Below are 17,753 nucleotides of genomic sequence, written 5' to 3' on the forward strand. Positions count from 1 at the left end.
GTATAATGACAGAAGAGTAGAATAAAGGAAAAGAAGGGATACAGCATGCCTACGAAACATGAACAGATCATCCGGCACATTGAGGATCTCGATGTGGGCGCCAAAATATCCGTCCGGCAAATCGCGAAGGATTTAACGGTATCCGAAGGTACGGCATACCGTGCCATTAAAGAAGCAGAGAATCTTGGGTTCGTCTCGACCATTGAACGTGTCGGAACGATTCGGATTAAAAAAAAGCAAAAAGAGAATATTGAAAAACTGACATTTGCAGAAGTCGTCAATATCGTCGATGGACAGGTGCTTGGAGGACGAGACGGACTTCACAAAACACTGACGAAATTCGTGATCGGAGCAATGAAGCTTGAGGCCATGATGCGGTATATCGATGTCGACAGTCTTGTGATCATCGGGAACCGGGAAAAAGCACATGAACTGGTTTTGGATGCTGGAGCAGCAGTCCTGATTACAGGTGGTTTTGATACAACGGAGGATGCGAAACGTTTGGCGGACGAAATGGAATTACCTATCATTTCGACGTCGTATGATACGTTTACTGTCGCGACGATGATCAACCGGGCTATTTACGACCGATTGATCAAAAAAGAAATCTTACTTGTTTCCGACATCTTAATTCCATTGCATGATACGTTTTATCTGCAAACGAATGACCCGATTTCGAGATGGCACGAACTGAACGAACAGACGAAACATAATCGTTATCCGGTCATTGACGAACAGATGAAGGTCGTCGGCGTCGTGACGGCGAAGGATATCATTGACCGTCCGCATGACTGGCCGGTTGAAAAAGTGATGACCCGACACCCGATCACAGTTGGTATTCGGACGAGTGTGACGAATTCCGCCCATCAGATGGTGTGGGAAGGGATTGAGATGTTACCGGTCATTGATCAGTATGGTCGATTACTCGGCATCATCAGCCGACAAGATGTGTTGAAAGCTCTTCAGCTTGCCAACCGCCAACCACAAGTCGGTGAAACGTTTGATGATTTGATTACAGGGCAAATCAAAGCGGGAGAAGATGCGAGAGGGCCTTATTTGTCACTTGAAGTATCACCGCAGATGACGAATTTTATGGGGACAGCTTCGAGCGGAGTGTTGACAACTTTACTTGTTGAAGGAGCAACACGGATGTTGCGTCACATGAAGAAAGGTGACTTGGTCATCGAAAATGTCAGTATCTATTTCATTAAACCCGTTCAAATCGAAAGTACGATTACGATTCGGGCAAACGTGTTTGATGTCGGTCGGAAATTTGGGAAAGTCGATGTCGAGATGTACCAAGGCACACAAATCGTTGCGAAGGCGCTCGTGACTTCACAACTAATCGATCGATAAGTTGTTTTCAGAGTATAAAAAAAGACGGTCATGACCGTCTTTTTTACGACTGTTCCGTTTGTTCCATTTCCCGGACGACATACGGATAGATTTTTTTGTAACGGATGAAACCGGCGATGAATGATGCAACACCGATGATGATGAGAATCGAACACACCACTTTTCCGATGGTCGTCGTCAATCCGTCACCAGACACGAATTGGTTTACGGCAAACAGAATGACGAACAAGCTGAGCCAAATACTCGCTTGTGTATTAAATAAAAATTTCCGGTTCGTACTTTTCGTATGGAACGAGCGCCGCTTAGCGAGCAAATAGCCGCCGAGCGAGACGACGATTAACAGAATAAGAACAAACTGCATACGGATGACCTCCTTTTCTTTCTGTATCTGTTTGTATCATATCAATTTTTAGAGGAGCTGTGCACTGTGAAAGAACAAATCAGACAATTGATTGAACAAGCCAAGACGATTATCATTCATCGGCATGAACGTCCGGATCCAGATGCGCTTGGCAGCCAGTTTGGCCTACAAATCGTTTTACAACAACGTTTTCCGGAAAAAAATATCAAGGCAGTCGGTGAGATGGCGACGTCGCTCGCGTTCATGGGAACGCTTGATGCGGTCGAAGCACATGAGTATCAGGACGCATTGGTCATCATTTTAGATACAGCGAACGAGGCACGAATCGATGGGGGAGATGCACTAGGCGGCCGGCAGACGATTAAAATCGACCACCATCCGGACGAAGATCCATATGCAGACGTTCAGCTTGTGGATACAACCGTCAGTTCGACGTCGGAGTTGCTGGTCCATCTGTTAAATGAATGGGGATACGTGATTCCGGAAGCGGCGGCAATTCAGTTCTATGCCGGCATTGTAGGTGATACAGGCCGTTTTCAGTTCAGAGGAACAACCAGCCGGACGTTTTCTGTTGCAGCGCAACTGCTTGATACAGGAATTGATACAGATTGGCTCTATCGAAACATGTACCAGACAGAGCTGGTCGCTTTACAGTTACAAGGATACGTGTTGCAACATATTCAGTTTACGAAAGCGGGCGTCGGTTATGTCGTATTGACACAAGATACATTGGCCTCATTCGATGCGACCGTGGAGCAAGCATCTCTTCTCGTCAACAGTTTTGCCGGTTTGAAAGGCTTAAAAGCTTGGGCGTTATTCCTTGAGACAGACAAGGAAGTCCGTGTCCGCTTGCGTTCGAAAGGACCAATCATCAATGAAGTCGCCAAAGAATTTAATGGTGGTGGACATCCGATGGCATCTGGTGCAACGATTAAGAACTTGACAGAGGTGGATGCTGTCATCTCACGTCTAAATGAAGTGGCAGAAGCCTTTACCTTCCAATAAAAAAAGGCTGCTCGCCATGATCCGGTTTTGGACACGTGGCGGACAGCCTTTTCAGCATCAATGAGTAGATGCCTCTTCTTGCGGGATGAACCAAGTTCCCCGTTCTGTATGATCTTCAATGACGTTCAATTCAAGTTCTTTGACGGACTTACGAATTTTTTCAGCGATTTCTTCAGTCTCGGTAAAGGCGGTAACACCTAGTTTTAGTTGTTCCACTTTTTCACGAGCGATTTGGCTACGATTTAAAATCATGGCAAACTCTCCTTCCGTGCAAGTCATGATGTTCTCTTTTTATTGTAGCGAAAAAGAAGAAGGTTGGCGAGACTCAGAAGCAGGTAGTTATGAAACTTCTGAAAACGTTCTGATTTTTTCGGATAGATAGATGACAAAGTAAGGATGGAGGAAGAGACATGATCCAATTAAATGTCCGTACGGCTTACAGTCCTTTGCAAAGCACGATTCGGATGGATCGTTATTTGGATGAGGTGAAACGGCGTGGTCTTTCAGCAGCCGCGATTTGCGAAACGTCTTTGACGGGTGTTCCGGCATTTGTTTCAGGGTGCAGGCAACGCGGACTGATTCCCATCGTCGGATTAGAACAAAATTTCGAAACAGAGGAACTGGCGGTATTGTGGTATGCCAAAACAAGCCGGGGATTAAAGGCACTTTACCGGATAGCCAGTCAAATGCCTGTCGAGGATTACTCGGATTTGATTGCTGTCTTGGAACCGAAAAGACAAGCTCCGGAAGATGAGGCAAGACTTCGCCGTCTCGTAGCGCAGTGGATGGGATTGGCGGAACAAGCCTCCATTTTTCTCGGGGTTAAAGCAGTCCGGTCGACTGTCGAACGGGACAGTCGCGAACAATACCGGCAAGCAGCGCAGGCTTTAGGCATTGAAACGATCCCGGTGGATCCTGTCCGTTATCTGCTTCGCGAGGAAGCAGACGCTTTTCAAGCCTTGCGGGCCATTGAGGAAGGAACAACCTTTTCGGAACAACGGGTCAGTCGGACAGCCTATTTAAAGTCGGCCGAAGAATTACGCGAACAATTCACGGAGCGTGAGCTTCATGTGACTCAAAAATGGGTGGAATCTCAGCAAGAACTGAACTTACCTTTTCAATCACGGGCTTTGCCGCAAGTGACGACAGATTCAAACCGTACGTTACAGACGATGGCACATGACGGTTTACTCGCGCAGGGGCACAGTGATGTGCAGGCAACCGAACGATTAAAGTATGAGCTTGAGATTATTGAAAAAACAGGATTTGCCGACTACTTTCTGATTGTCGAGGATCTAGTCCGCCAAGCAAAAGTGAAAGGGATCCGCGTCGGTCCCGGTCGGGGATCGGCTGCCGGTTCTTTGGTCAGTTATGCACTCGGAATCACGACTGTAGATCCGATGAAATATGGTCTGTTATTTGAACGTTTTTTAAATCCCGAACGGATTTCAATGCCGGATATTGATATCGACATCGAAGACGAACGACGGGAAGAAGTCCTTGAGTATTTGGTGGAACGGTACGGGAAACAACACGTCGGTCAGATTGGAACGCTTTCGACACTTGGAGCTAAAGCAGCTCTTCGTGATGTCGCACGGGTATTGGAGTTTTCTAAAGATGAAACGGATGCCGCGGCAAAACAGCTGGGGAAAGTGACGACGTTACAAGGACTTGAAAAACAGGCATCGATCTATCGTTGGTTTTCTGGTAGTGAAAAGCGGCGGCAACTGTTACAGCTGGCCCAAGCGATTGAGGGATTACCAAGACAACGTTCGATTCATGCGGCCGGAGTCATTATCGGATCAGATGAATTAATCGAGACGACACCCGTTGATCTGAACGCGAGCGGACGTTTCGTTACGCAATATTTAATGAAGGCAATCGAACAACAAGGTTTGTTGAAGATTGATTTGTTGGGATTACGCAATTTAACACGTCTTCGGCAGATGGAGCAGTTGATTCAACATACGTATCCTGATTTTTCGGTCGAACAAATTCCGGAAGAAGACAAAGCGACGTTACGACTGTTTACGAAAGGCGACACGGATCAGATTTTCCAATTTGAATCACCGGGCATGAAGCAGACGTTACGAGAAGTCAAACCGAATCGATTTGAAGACTTGGTCGCAACCATGTCACTGTTTCGTCCCGGACCGATGAAATTCATCGATCTGTATGCGAAACGAAAAGCCGGTCAACCGTATCAAATGGTTCATCCGATGTTAGAAGATATCCTGAAGACGACGTACGGCGTCATCGTTTATCAGGAACAAATCATGGAAATCACAAGACGGGTGGCAGGATTCACGTTAGCGCAGGCGGATTTATTGCGGCGGGCGATTTCGAAAAAGAGCAGTCAATCCGTCGAAGCCGAAAAGAAACGTTTTATTGAAGGGGCACTGCGAAATGGTTTGGATCTGACGGTTGCCGAGACGTTATATGATCAAATTGAACGGTTCGCCGGATATGGATTTAACCGGAGTCATGCCGTTGCCTATACCAAAATCAGTTATGCCTTAGGATACATGAAAGCTCATTATCCACAGATTTTTTCGTTGGTATCGATTGATCAGCCGGAGCGTCTCGTCCGGACGATGCGGGAAAAACGATTACCGGTTTTCCCGCCGGATATCTGGCTGTCGGATTACCGTTCGACGTTGGAAGGGAAGGGAATCCGTTTAGGGATTCATACACTCCGCGGCATTACGGAAAAAGATTTTCAAAGATTACGAGAAGTAGCCAAATCCGCGCAGTCGATCACGCAGGTCCTGTCAGCGGTCGGTTGGGGGAAAAAAGAGCGGACGAAAATCGAACTTTTACTGTACAGCGGCGCTTTTGACCGTTCGACGCATGGAGACCGGGCGCTTGCGGAACAGGAAGTCCTTGATTATTTCACACTGGCGTCGAATACGTTGCTGCCTGACGAGCTGGCGAGCCTTGGGCGGAGAAAGACGGTTGCCAAGACAAACCGGACAGCGACGGATTGGGCACGTCTCGAGCGGGAGTCGCTCGGTTTTTGGTTGACGTATTCACCACTGATGACAGCGATGAAGCCTTCTGTTGAGACGACTTATTTTCAAGCGATTTCTGTAGACGGAAAACAAACTCATTATTTGGTCTGTTATATCGAACAGATTCGTGAATTTAAGACAAAACGTGCACAGACAATGGCAGTCATTCAAGCTGTCGACGGTTATTCGACAGAAGAGGTAGTGATCTTCCCCCAACAGTATGCGGCGTTTAAAAGATCATTGTATGTCGGAAACGTACTGTTGATTGAAGTGAAGGTACAGGAACGTGAAAATGAACGTCAATTTGTTTTGGAACGGTTGCGTCCTTTGGGACAGGATGTGCTGTTCGTCAAATTGCCCTCTAAGAATGATTTAGCTGATCTCGAACGAATGCTTGAAACGGTGCCAGGAGACATTCCGGTTGTCGTTCGTTATGCGGACACGAACGAAACAAAATCACTTCCGGGTATATACGCCATTCAACAAGAAGAAGAATTGTTGGCGCAACTCCGGATTCGCTTCGGTGAGAGGAATATCATTCTCAAAAATGTGCCGCGTTCGAACTAGTAGTAGGTAATAAGATTTGTTATAATAAGGGGTAATTGGTCTGACCAATGACCGCCGGAATCAGGAAGTGACGCATGCGTCAGGAAGGTGGTGCTGTACACATGGAAAAGAAGCGGAATGCTTTTGAAATGAATATTTCAGCAATCAAAACGATGATTGAACAGGATGGTTTTGTTCCGGGAGACCGGATCCCGTCAGAGCGTGAATTGGCGGAACGGTTGTCAATCAGCCGTCCGTCTGTTCGGGAAGCTTTGCGAACGCTCGCATATCTCGGAATTATCGAGACGCGGCACGGTGGCGGCAGTTTTCTGTTGAACCGGGATGACCATACCTACATTCAAATCATCGCACAATTTTTAGTGACCGGCGATTCAAAATTTGAGGACTTGGCCGCGACACTCCGGCTGCTTGAACAATCAGCCTTTGTTCAGTTGAAGGATCGTTCTGTTCTTGAAGTACACATCGATTCTGACCCTGCTTTTCGTGAAGCATTGATCAGTACAGTGGACAACGATTTGTTTGAACGGATCTGGCGGCAAGTGAACGCTTTTTATCAAAGTTTTGGTCAAGGGGAGCTCTATACGCGAGCGGAACGGGAAGAATTTCTGACACGCTCGTAGGACCACAAGGGGGAACTAACGTGCAAGCATTTTTTCGAAAACCTAAAAAATTTGTTACTTTGACATCAAAAGAACAACGGGTTGATGTACCGGTTGGATTAATGACAAAATGTCCGAAGTGCAAACTCATCCAATATACGAAACAACTTGAAGCCAATCTGAAAGTCTGTACGTGCGGCTACCATCATCCGTTGACAGCAAACGAACGGTTTGAACAGCTGTTTGATACTGGAACGATTACCTATTTTGATCTGCCGGCTGTAAAGGCAGATCCGCTCAATTTTCAAGATTATCCGGAAAAGTTACAAGGTGATCAACAGCGGACAGGATTGGAAGAAGCGATTGTTTGTGGTGTCGGACAAGTAAACGGTCATCCGCTGGTCGCTTGCGTCATGGATGCCCGTTTTCGAATGGGATCCATGGGTGCAGCAGTCGGCGCGGCGATTGCGGAAGCGATTCGCTACGCGACAAAAGAACGATTGCCAGTCACTATTTTTTCGGCATCCGGCGGAGCACGGATGCAAGAGGGAATGGTCAGCTTGATGCAGATGGCCAAATCAAGTCTGTTCTTAAAACAACATTCAGATGCCGGACTGTTGTACATTTCGTGCATGACTCATCCGACGACAGGCGGAGTATCTGCCAGTTTTGCGATGCTCGGTGACTTTAATATCGCAGAACCAGGAGCCCTGATTGGTTTTGCCGGTCGCCGGATCATCGAACAAACGATTCGGGAAAAACTACCGGAAGATTTCCAAACATCAGAGTTCTTATTGCAGGCAGGTCAACTCGATGATGTCGTATCGCGACACGAATTGAAAACCTACTACACACGTATTCTGACGATGCATTCGGAGGGAACCAATCATGCAACCATTTGATCAACCAGTAATCGCATTACGCGAAAAAATATTAGAACTTCACGATATGGCGGAAACACAAGGTCTCGATTTCAAAGAAGAATTAAATTTATTGGAAGAACGGCTTCGTCGGTTAGAATTTGATATTTATGGGAATATGAAAGCGTGGAATCGTGTCCAGTTAGCGCGTCATCCAGAACGTCCGACGACACTCGATTATGTGCGACTGATGTGCGACGACTTCATTGAATTACACGGAGACCGGCACGGGTATGATGACGCCGCGATCGTCGGTGGGATTGCCATGCTGAACGGTCAAGCCGTGACGATCATTGGTCATCAACGCGGAAAAGACACCAAAGAAAATATCCGCCGGAATTTCGGAATGCCACATCCGGAAGGATACCGAAAAGCCTTGCGTTTAATGGAACAAGCCGTTAAATTCAATCGTCCAATTATCACGTTCATCGATACGAAAGGTGCTTATCCCGGACGGGCGGCTGAAGAGCGGGGACAAAGCGAAGCCATCGCAAAAAACTTGTTCGAAATGGCAGGGATGCCGGTTCCGATCATCTCGATTGTTATCGGCGAAGGAGGTTCAGGCGGTGCGCTCGGCATCGGTGTCTGTGACCAATTGCTGATGCTTGAAAACTCGACCTATTCGGTCATCTCACCGGAAGGCGCTGCTGCTCTTCTTTGGAAAGATGCCAGTCTTGCTGAAAAGGCAGCAGAATCGATGCAAATCACGGCACCGGATTTATTGCGCCTTGGAATTGCGGATGGAATCATCTCGGAAGTCATTGGGGGGGCGCATTTAGATGTTTCATTACAGGCGGATAAAGTGAAAACTGTACTAGAACAAAAACTTGCCCAATTAACCCGTTTGACACCAAAACAATTAATCGAGAAGCGCACAGAAAAATATCACCAAATTGGCACATAACCTGCATGTAATCGCTATCATGATTGGCAGTCCTTATTTCGTGAGTGGATGAACAAACTGCTGTTGAAAGTTTATGCAGTCTGCCCTGTTGTAAAACAACAAAACTACGTGCTATTTTAGACTAAGATTAATGGAGAGGTGATTAACGTGAGTTTAAAACGGATTGCTGTTTTAACAAGTGGTGGTGATGCACCCGGCATGAATGCCGCAGTGCGTGCTGTTACACGAAAGGCGATTTTTCATGGACTGGAAGTATTTGGTGTCTATAACGGATATCAAGGTTTAATCAATGGAGATCTCGTTCAATTGAACTTAGGTTCGGTCGGAGATATCATTCAGCGCGGCGGAACGTTTTTACGTTCGGCACGTTGTCCGGAATTCCGGACGGAAGAAGGACGTGCGAAAGCCGTCGTAAACTTGAAGAAGTTCGAAATTGATGCGCTTGTTGTCGTTGGTGGTGACGGGTCGTATCGTGGTGCCCAAAAATTGACGGGGCTTGGTTTCCCGACGATTGGTCTCCCGGGAACAATCGATAACGATATACCCGGAACAGATTTTACAATCGGTTTTGATACAGCACTCAATACAGCGCTCGAAGCGATCGACAAGATTCGAGACACGGCGTCTTCGCATGAGCGGACGTACGTCATCGAAGTCATGGGACGCGACGCGGGTGATATCGCACTCTACGCAGGTCTAGCAGGTGGTGCGGAATCAATTTTGGTTCCAGAACGTCCGGAAGATTTAAAAGAAGTATTGGAACGTATCCAAAGTGGTGTCAATCGTGGCAAGAAACACTCGATCGTCATCGTAGCGGAAGGTGCGGGTCGTGCTCAAGACGTCGGCGATGAAATCGCCAAAGAAACAGGTCTTGATACACGGGTTACCGTACTAGGTCACGTTCAGCGTGGTGGTGCACCGACAGCTGCCGACCGTGTGCTCGCCAGCCGGATGGGCGCACATGCGATCGACATCTTACTGGAAGGTAAGCAAGGTCGCGTCGTCGGTGTCCGCGGTGGAAAAATGATCGATCTCGATATCGATGAAGCATTGGATGAAAACAAACATGAACTGGATCTTGATATCTTAGAATTGTCAAAACAACTTTCAATTTAAGATGTTCGTGTACTCAGTTGATTGGGGTCGGCTTGTTGGCAGGTTATTAAACAGCCAAACATTGTAGGAGGTTTATGGAATATGCGCAGAACTAAAATTGTATGTACGATTGGACCGGCGTCAGAAAAACGTCTTCCAGAAATGATCGAAGCAGGTATGAACGTCGCTCGTCTGAACTTCTCACACGGTGACTACGAAGAGCATGGTGCTCGGATTACAGATATCCGTCGCGCAGCAGAAGAAGCGAACAAATTAGTCACGATTCTTTTAGACACAAAAGGTCCTGAAATCCGGACGCATACGTTTGAAGAAGGCAAAGCGCTTCTCGTACGCGGTAAACAAGTCATCGTCGTCAGCGGCGACGCAAATGAAATCGTCGGAACAGCAGATAAATTCTCTGTGACATATGACGGTTTATATGATGACGTCGAAGTTGGTTCAATGATTATGTTAGATGATGGATTGATCGGACTCCGTGTCGCAGAAAAACTTGCGAACCGTGAACTTCTTTGTGACATTGAAAACGAAGGAATCATTAAAACGAAAAAAGGCGTTAACTTACCGAACGTAAAAGTTAACTTGCCTGCTTTGACAGATAAAGATATCGCGGATATCGAATTCGGAATCAAAAGCGACATCGATTTGATTGCGGCTTCATTCGTACGTCGTGCGTCTGACGTCGTTGCGATCCGTCAATTGCTCGAAAAACACAATGCAAGCCACATTAAAATCTTCCCGAAAATCGAAAACCAAGAAGGTGTCGACAACATCGAAGAAATCATCGCGATTTCTGATGGTTTAATGGTCGCACGTGGTGATCTTGGAATCGAGATTCCAACAGAAGAAGTTACACCAACACAAAAAGACCTCATCAAAATTTGTAATGACTATGGTAAACCTGTCATCACAGCAACGCAGATGCTGGACTCGATGCAACGTTTCCCACGTCCAACACGCGCAGAAGCATCAGACGTTGCCAATGCGATTCTTGATGGAACGGATGCGATCATGCTTTCAGGCGAAACAGCAGCGGGGGATTACCCGATTGAGTCTGTTCAAATGATGCATACGATTGCAAAACGGACAGAAAAAATGCTCGATTACAAGATGCTCTTAAAAGATCGTCAAACACGCAGCGAGCATACAGTGACGGATGCAATCGCTCAAGCGGTTACGCATACGGCAATCAACTTGGATGCAAAAGCCATCTTGACACCAACACAGTCTGGTTATACAGCGGCACGGATTTCAAAATACCGTCCAGAACCAAACATCGTGGCTGTCACACCAAGCGCGCGTGTCGCACGTCAGCTGAACATCGTATGGGGTGTCTATCCAATCGTCGTCGATCACCTGTCAGACAATACGGATGACATGTTGACACTTGCAGCTGATACAGCAAAAGAAGCAGGATTCGTCACAGATGGTGACCTCGTCGTCATCTCTGCAGGAATTCCGGCTCTTACAGCAGGTACAACAAACATGTTGAAAATTCACATCGTCGGTAAAGAAATCGCTAACGGTCGTGGAATCGGCGAACGTGGTGTCGTCGGTGAAGTCGTCATCGCACACAACGCAGAAGAAGCAAACGCAAAAGCGAAACCAGGAATGATTCTTGTTACGAACTCAACAGACCGTGACATGATGCCTGCAATCGAACTTGCTGCAGCGATGATCACTGTAGACGGCGGATTGACAAGCCATGCTGGAATCGTTGGTCCTTCACTTGGTAAGCCAGTCATCGTCGGTGTTGAAAACGCCTTGACAATCTTCACGGATGGTCAAAAAATTTCAATTGATCCGTTAACTGGTAAATTGTACAACGCATAATCAATGAAACGGATGTGGCGAAAGCCATGTCCGTTTTTTCAAATCGGGGGATTTACATGGAAGCGTATCTTTTTTTGATTGGTCTTGTGTTGATAGGTGTGATCGCACAAAACAAGTCATTGATCATCGCAGCCGCTTTTTTGCTCATCATAAAAGCGATTGGTCTTGACGGTCGATTATTTCCTTCTTTACAGGCGAAAGGAATCACGTGGGGGGTCACGTTAATTACCGCGGCCATTCTCGTTCCGATTGCAACCGGTGATATCGGGTTTAAAGAACTGCTGAACAGCATTCGGGGACATATCGGCATCATCTCTTTCTTGTCGGGAATTTTCGTCGCCATCATCGCCGCACACGGTGTCGGATTGATGAAAGAGGATCCACTCGTCACGACGGCCTTGCTTGCCGGGACGATTCTTGCGGTTGGCGTGTTCCAAGGGGTTCCTGTTGGACCATTGATCGGAGCAGGGATTGCGGCGCTTGTCATCGGAATGTGGGACGTCATCGTCAAGTTAATCAGCGGTTAAGTGGTGTAACAATGGGGAAGTGAATTAATTTTTTGATAATAGTATGCAAGTTCGTTCACTTTTTTGTTAATTTTGTTTATACTAAGAACAGAAACAAGATGGTCTATCCAAGAGCAAATGGTTCAATGTGGGGAACGACTCTTGCGTAGACGTCTTTTTTTCAATACGGAAATGAAAGCGTTTTAAATTTCTGGGGGAAAAAAAGGGGGATTTTTGTATGACACAAACAAAAGGTTTAGAAGGAATCGTCGCGACAGCATCGAAGATCAGTTCGATCATTGATGGTCAGTTGACGTATGGTGGCTATACAATTGATGATTTGGCGGAGCACGCCTCATTCGAAGAAGTGGTCTTTTTACTTTGGAATGACCGCTTACCAAAAGAAGACGAACTGAAGCAGTTGTCAGAAGCTTTGATTTCTGAAGCAACGGTTGCGCCAGCAGTCCTTGAGACATTGAAAGTAGCGCCAAAAACCGCTAACGCAATGTCTGCTATTCGAACGGCGTTGTCACAACTTGCATTATATGACGAATCAGCAGAAGATATGTCGACGGAGGCGAATTACGCTAAAGCCATCAAACTCCAAGCGCAAATTGCAACACTTGTCACAGCATATGCGCGGATTAAAAAAGGACAAGAACCGATTGCACCGAAAACAGGTCTTTCTTATGCGGCAAACTTCCTCTACATGCTGACGGGCGAAGAGCCGACAGAAGTAGCAGAAAAAGCCTTTAACCAAGCACTTGTCCTGCATGCGGATCATGAGCTGAACGCTTCAACGTTCACGGCACGTGTCTGTGTCGCAACGTTATCAGACGTCTATTCCGGCGTTACTGCTGCAATGGGTGCTTTGAAAGGTCCGCTTCACGGTGGAGCGAACGAAGCCGTCATGAAGATGTTGGTTGAAATTGATTCAGTTGAAAAGGTTGACGAGTATGTTCATAATAAACTTAAGAACAAGGAAAAAATCATGGGCTTCGGTCACCGTGTCTATAAAGACGGCGACCCGCGTGCGAAGCATCTCCAAGAGATGAGCCGTCAGTTGACGGCGCAAATCGGAGAACCGAAATGGTATGAGATGTCAGTGAAGATTGACCAAATCGTCCAATCGGAAAAAGGATTGAAACCGAACGTTGATTTCTATTCGGCTTCGACGTACCATGCACTTGGACTTGATACGGAATTGTTTACACCAATCTTTGCCGTCAGTCGTATGTCAGGTTGGTTAGCGCACATTTTAGAGCAGTATAGCGACAACCGCCTCATTCGTCCACGCGCCGATTATATTGGTGAAACACACCGGACATACGTGTCCATGAACGAACGTTAAAAAGGCGGAGAGGAGAAATCCTCTCCTGCTTTTTGATGACATCAATCATATTCAAGGGGGATTTTACAAATGGCTACAATTCAAGGTGAAAACATCACGGTAACAAACGGAACACTTAACGTACCAAATGCTCCGATCATTCCTTTCATCATCGGTGATGGCACTGGACCTGATATCTGGAATGCTGCAGTCCGTGTCTTCGACGCTGCTGTCGAAAAAGCATACAACGGCGAGAAGAAAATTGAGTGGAAAGAAGTCTACGCTGGAGAAAAAGCCTTCAACAAAACAGGCAACTGGCTTCCGGAAGAAACACTTGATCTGATTCGTGAACACATCATCGCCATCAAAGGACCACTCACGACACCAGTCGGCGGCGGAATCCGTTCACTTAACGTTGCACTTCGTCAAGAACTTGATTTGTATACATGTCTTCGCCCGGTCCGTTACTTCACAGGTGTTCCTTCACCAGTCAAACGTCCAGAAGATACAGACATGGTCATCTTCCGTGAAAACACAGAAGATATCTACGCTGGGATCGAGTATGCGTCAGGCAGCGAAGAAGCACAAAAATTACTTAACTTCCTGCAAACAGAGATGGGTGTCAACAAAATCCGCTTCCCTGAAACGTCTGGTCTCGGAATCAAACCGATCTCAAAAGAAGGAACAGAACGTCTTGTCCGTGCAGCGATTGAATATGCACTCGAAAACAAACGTGCTTCATTGACGCTTGTACACAAAGGAAACATCATGAAGTTCACAGAAGGTGCTTTCAAAAACTGGGGTTATGAACTCGCAGAGCGCGAATATGCAGAACACGTCTTCACATGGAACCAGTACGACCGCATCAAAGATGAAGAAGGTGCTGAAGCAGCGAACAAAGCACAATCAGAAGCAGAAGCAGCCGGCAAGTTGATTGTTAAAGACTCGATTGCTGATATCTTCTTACAACAAATCTTGACACGTCCAAAAGAATTTGATGTCGTCGCAACGATGAACTTGAACGGGGATTACATCTCGGATGCACTTGCGGCGCAAGTCGGTGGTATCGGAATCGCACCAGGTGCGAACATCAACTACATGACAGGTCATGCCATCTTCGAAGCCACTCACGGTACGGCACCGAAGTATGCTGGACTCGATAAAGTAAACCCATCTTCTGTTATTCTTTCAGGAGAAATGATGTTCCGTCACCTTGGCTGGAATGAAGCAGCAGACTTGATCATCCAATCGATGGAAAAATCAATCGAAGAAAAAGTCGTCACGTATGACTTCGCACGTCTCATGGATGGTGCGACAGAAGTGAAATGTTCTGAATTCGCAGATGAACTCATCAAGAATATGTAATTCAATCTTGACTAGGGGGACGGGACAATGAATCGACGGAAAAAGATTTCGGTCATCGGCAGCGGATTTACTGGAGCCACGACAGCACTTTATCTGGCTCAAAAAGAGCTGGGGGATATCGTGCTCGTCGATATGCCGCAACAGGAAAACGCTACGAAAGGCAAAGCGCTCGACATGCAGGAAACGGCCCCGATCCAAGGATTTGATGCGTGGATTAACGGGACATCAGATTATCAAGACATCGAAGGTTCTGACATCGTCGTCATTACGGCGGGCATTGCCAGAAAACCCGGTATGAGTCGTGAAGATCTTGTCAGTACGAATGCAAACGTCATGAGAGCGGTCACGAAAGAAATCGTGACCTATGCTCCGGAATCAATCATCATCGTTTTGACAAACCCTGTCGATGCGATGACGTATACCGTCTTTCAAGCGTCCGGTTTTCCGAAAGAACGGGTCATCGGACAATCTGGTGTGCTCGATACGGCCCGCTTCAGAGCGTTTGTTGCGATGGAGCTGAATGTATCCGTCAAGGATATTTCCGGATTCGTGCTCGGTGGGCATGGGGACGATATGGTTCCGTTGTTACGTTATTCCTACGCGGGTGGGATTCCGCTGGAGAAACTGTTGACACCGGAACGGTTGTCTGCCATCGTCGAACGGACACGAAAAGGCGGCGGTGAAATCGTTCAGTTGCTCGGAAATGGTTCTGCGTATTACGCACCGGCGGCGGCTATCGTCGAGATGGTGGAAGCGATCCTGAAGGATCAACGGCGGATTTTACCGGCGATTGCCTATCTCGAGGGCGAATATGGGTACGAGGACTTGTACTTGGGTGTTCCGACTATTTTAGGTGGGAATGGGATCGAACAAGTATTGGAACTAGAACTCAGCCCGGAAGAGAAGCAGGCACTCGATCAATCCGTTTCGACGGTCCGTTCTGTTCTTGAGCTTCTTTGAACAATGTAACGTGACACAATTTAAAATAAAAAAAGATTGACTGAATAGTCGCTTTTTATACGGAACAGGGGTCGGATTCTAAATCCGACCCCTGTTCTCATTCAGTTAAATCATTCATTCAAATCTCGTGAAGGAAATCGGAAAAAAAGTCGTGCTTGGTGCCTGCGATGTTTTTATACGAAAAGAGCTTATTAAGAGATGTTCTTCTGGAGTTTTAATTTACAATTTTTTAAATGTCTCATAATGTGATAGTTTCGTATACCACGGAATCATGAAGAGGAGAATACCGGTTAAAAAACGATTGAGATAACCGATGCTGAGTAGATATCCTTGATGTTCGAGATGCATGTATTGCATCTGATGGCAAGACGAACACGGGATCCCTGATCCTTGACGAGAACGCAACAACTTATAAATATTACGAGCCGTCCATGATTGCTTACAGTATGTACAGCGGGCCATATGTCGATCTCCTTTCTAATCTAAATCATATCGGTGCATGTGATGAAGACACTTCCTTATCGGAGAAGTCCGGTATCCAACACATTGATTTTTCATTATTTACTAAATGATGTGTTTTCCAATCAACCCCTTCTATCCTTTTATTTTTACGTTGATTATTCAGTGAAAGTTTCAAATGAACATTCCTCTTTTTGTAAAAAACATGTAACATAAATGCTGCTTATTTGGGGTAAACGAATAAAGTACGCTATTTTTGAAAAATAAAAGGGGGAATCACCATGCGCGCTGTCACTTATCAAGGTACAAAACATGTCGAAGTGAAGGATGTACAGGATCCGTCAATTGAGAAGAATGATGATATCATCGTCAAGATTACGTCTACTGCCATCTGCGGGTCAGATTTGCACATCTATCAAGGAAACATGCCGGCGAAAAAGGATTATGTCATTGGACATGAACCGATGGGGATCGTCGAAGAAGTGGGTCCTGACGTGACGAAGGTCAAGCCGGGCGACCGAGTTGTCTTACCATTCAACGTCGCGTGTGGTCATTGTTTCTACTGTGATCATGATATGGAGAGTCAGTGTGACAATTCCAATGGGAACCCGCATGTCGATACAGGCGGATATTTTGGATTTACGGAAGAGTTCGGCGGGCATCCCGGAGGACAAGCAGAGTACTTAAAAGTCCCGTTTGGAAACTTCATGCCGCTCGTCGTTCCTGAATCATGTGAACTGGAAGACGAAGCGTTGTTGTTTTTGTCGGATGTTATTCCGACAGCGTACTGGAGCGTCATCAATTCAGGGGTCAAAAAAGGAGATACCGTCGTCGTCTTGGGGTCAGGACCTGTCGGATTGATGACACAGAAATTCGCCTGGATGCAAGGAGCAAAACGGGTCATTGCAGTCGATGAACAAGTGTATCGTCTGAATCATGCGAAGATGACGAACCGGGTTGAGACCGTTAACTTACAAGATCACCAGGAAACCGGACAATACTTGAAAGAGCTGACACAAGGCGGGGCGGACGTCGTCATTGATTGTGTCGGATTTGATGGGAAGATGTCGGCGCTTGAAAAAGTGGAACAAAAGATCGGATTACAAGGCGGAACATTGAGTGCAATCAATATCGCCAAAGACGCTGTCCGGAAATTCGGAACGGTCCAACTTACAGGGGTCTATGCCAAAAAATACAATCAATTCCCGCTCGGTGATTTCTTCACCCGAAACATCACGTTGAAGATGGGGCAAGCACCGGTTGTTCATTTGATGCCGGAATTGTTCCAGAAAATCATCAATCAGGAATTTGATCCAACCGATATCATCACCCACAAAATTGATTTGGAGCAGGCTGCTCATGCTTACCAAACGTTTAACGATCATGCCGATGGATGTATCAAAGTCATCTTAAAACCATAATGAAAATCACAAAAGACCGCTTCCGATTCGAAGCGGTCTTTTG

Annotated in this window: 16 protein-coding genes; 13 read left to right on the plus strand and 3 right to left on the minus strand. The window is 46.4% G+C overall.

Annotated features, from left to right (window positions below; translation table 11 throughout):
• Window positions 1-45: 45 nt before the first annotated feature.
• On the plus strand, window positions 46-1,356 hold the full coding sequence (locus tag ACHA8N_RS11945; protein ID WP_393965877.1) for a DRTGG domain-containing protein: 1,311 nt from the start codon (window positions 46-48) through the stop codon (window positions 1,354-1,356).
• Between the two features lie 43 nt (window positions 1,357-1,399).
• Here ACHA8N_RS11945 and ACHA8N_RS11950 read toward each other — a convergent pair whose 3' ends face one another.
• Window positions 1,400-1,717, minus strand: coding sequence for a YtpI family protein (locus ACHA8N_RS11950; RefSeq protein ID WP_147510608.1), 318 nt, complete (start codon window positions 1,715-1,717; stop codon window positions 1,400-1,402).
• Between the two features lie 66 nt (window positions 1,718-1,783).
• On the opposite strand from ACHA8N_RS11950, the gene ACHA8N_RS11955 reads away from it, so the two are divergent.
• A complete protein-coding gene (locus ACHA8N_RS11955) occupies window positions 1,784-2,722 on the plus strand; it encodes a DHH family phosphoesterase (RefSeq protein ID WP_147510609.1) in 939 nt (312 codons plus the stop codon).
• A 57-nt stretch (window positions 2,723-2,779) separates the two neighbouring features.
• Here ACHA8N_RS11955 and ACHA8N_RS11960 read toward each other — a convergent pair whose 3' ends face one another.
• The gene (locus ACHA8N_RS11960; RefSeq protein WP_114595250.1) at window positions 2,780-2,974 is read right to left on the minus strand and encodes a YtzJ family protein; all 195 of its coding nucleotides are present in this window, start codon (window positions 2,972-2,974) and stop codon (window positions 2,780-2,782) included.
• Between the two features lie 158 nt (window positions 2,975-3,132).
• On the opposite strand from ACHA8N_RS11960, the gene dnaE reads away from it, so the two are divergent.
• The 10 genes from dnaE (at window position 3,133) to mdh (ending at window position 15,830) form a co-directional block, all read left to right on the plus strand.
• On the plus strand, window positions 3,133-6,300 hold the full coding sequence (gene dnaE, locus ACHA8N_RS11965) for a DNA polymerase III subunit alpha (RefSeq protein WP_393965878.1): 3,168 nt from the start codon (window positions 3,133-3,135) through the stop codon (window positions 6,298-6,300).
• A gap of 128 nt (window positions 6,301-6,428) precedes the next feature.
• Window positions 6,429-6,920: a FadR/GntR family transcriptional regulator gene (locus ACHA8N_RS11970; RefSeq protein ID WP_393965879.1), complete on the plus strand. Its 492-nt coding sequence runs from the start codon at window positions 6,429-6,431 to the stop codon at window positions 6,918-6,920.
• Between the two features lie 20 nt (window positions 6,921-6,940).
• Entirely contained in the window at window positions 6,941-7,801 is an 861-nt protein-coding gene (gene accD, locus ACHA8N_RS11975; protein ID WP_147510611.1) for an acetyl-CoA carboxylase, carboxyltransferase subunit beta, read from the plus strand.
• Window positions 7,788-8,723 (plus strand): acetyl-CoA carboxylase carboxyltransferase subunit alpha, encoded by a 936-nt coding sequence (locus ACHA8N_RS11980; protein ID WP_393965880.1) that lies wholly within the window; start codon window positions 7,788-7,790, stop codon window positions 8,721-8,723. The genes accD and ACHA8N_RS11980 overlap by 14 nt, the downstream gene beginning before the upstream one ends.
• Before the next feature lie 147 nt (window positions 8,724-8,870).
• Window positions 8,871-9,839 carry a 6-phosphofructokinase gene (gene pfkA, locus ACHA8N_RS11985; protein ID WP_147510613.1) on the plus strand — a complete coding sequence of 323 codons (969 nt, stop codon included), beginning with the start codon at window positions 8,871-8,873 and terminating at the stop codon, window positions 9,837-9,839.
• 81 nt (window positions 9,840-9,920) lie between these two features.
• Window positions 9,921-11,669: a pyruvate kinase gene (pyk, locus tag ACHA8N_RS11990; protein ID WP_393965881.1), complete on the plus strand. Its 1,749-nt coding sequence runs from the start codon at window positions 9,921-9,923 to the stop codon at window positions 11,667-11,669.
• Window positions 11,670-11,719: 50 nt separating this feature from the next.
• Complete coding sequence (locus ACHA8N_RS11995; RefSeq protein ID WP_393965953.1) at window positions 11,720-12,196, plus strand: DUF441 domain-containing protein; 477 nt, start codon at window positions 11,720-11,722, stop codon at window positions 12,194-12,196.
• Window positions 12,197-12,413: 217 nt separating this feature from the next.
• Complete coding sequence (gene citZ, locus ACHA8N_RS12000; RefSeq protein WP_147510616.1) at window positions 12,414-13,526, plus strand: citrate synthase; 1,113 nt, start codon at window positions 12,414-12,416, stop codon at window positions 13,524-13,526.
• Between the two features lie 69 nt (window positions 13,527-13,595).
• A complete protein-coding gene (gene icd / locus ACHA8N_RS12005; RefSeq protein ID WP_393965882.1) occupies window positions 13,596-14,870 on the plus strand; it encodes an NADP-dependent isocitrate dehydrogenase in 1,275 nt (424 codons plus the stop codon).
• A gap of 27 nt (window positions 14,871-14,897) precedes the next feature.
• Window positions 14,898-15,830: a malate dehydrogenase gene (mdh, locus tag ACHA8N_RS12010; protein ID WP_147510618.1), complete on the plus strand. Its 933-nt coding sequence runs from the start codon at window positions 14,898-14,900 to the stop codon at window positions 15,828-15,830.
• Window positions 15,831-16,049: 219 nt separating this feature from the next.
• On the opposite strand, the gene ACHA8N_RS12015 is transcribed toward mdh, so the two are convergent.
• Window positions 16,050-16,292, minus strand: coding sequence for a hypothetical protein (locus ACHA8N_RS12015; RefSeq protein ID WP_147510619.1), 243 nt, complete (start codon window positions 16,290-16,292; stop codon window positions 16,050-16,052).
• Between the two features lie 278 nt (window positions 16,293-16,570).
• On the opposite strand from ACHA8N_RS12015, the gene ACHA8N_RS12020 reads away from it, so the two are divergent.
• Entirely contained in the window at window positions 16,571-17,710 is a 1,140-nt protein-coding gene (locus ACHA8N_RS12020) for a zinc-dependent alcohol dehydrogenase (RefSeq protein ID WP_147510620.1), read from the plus strand.
• Window positions 17,711-17,753: the final 43 nt, after the last annotated feature.

Origin of the sequence: Exiguobacterium sp. S22-S28 (genome assembly GCF_043359615.1) — a bacterium.
GTDB lineage: Bacteria > Bacillota > Bacilli > Exiguobacteriales > Exiguobacteriaceae > Exiguobacterium_A.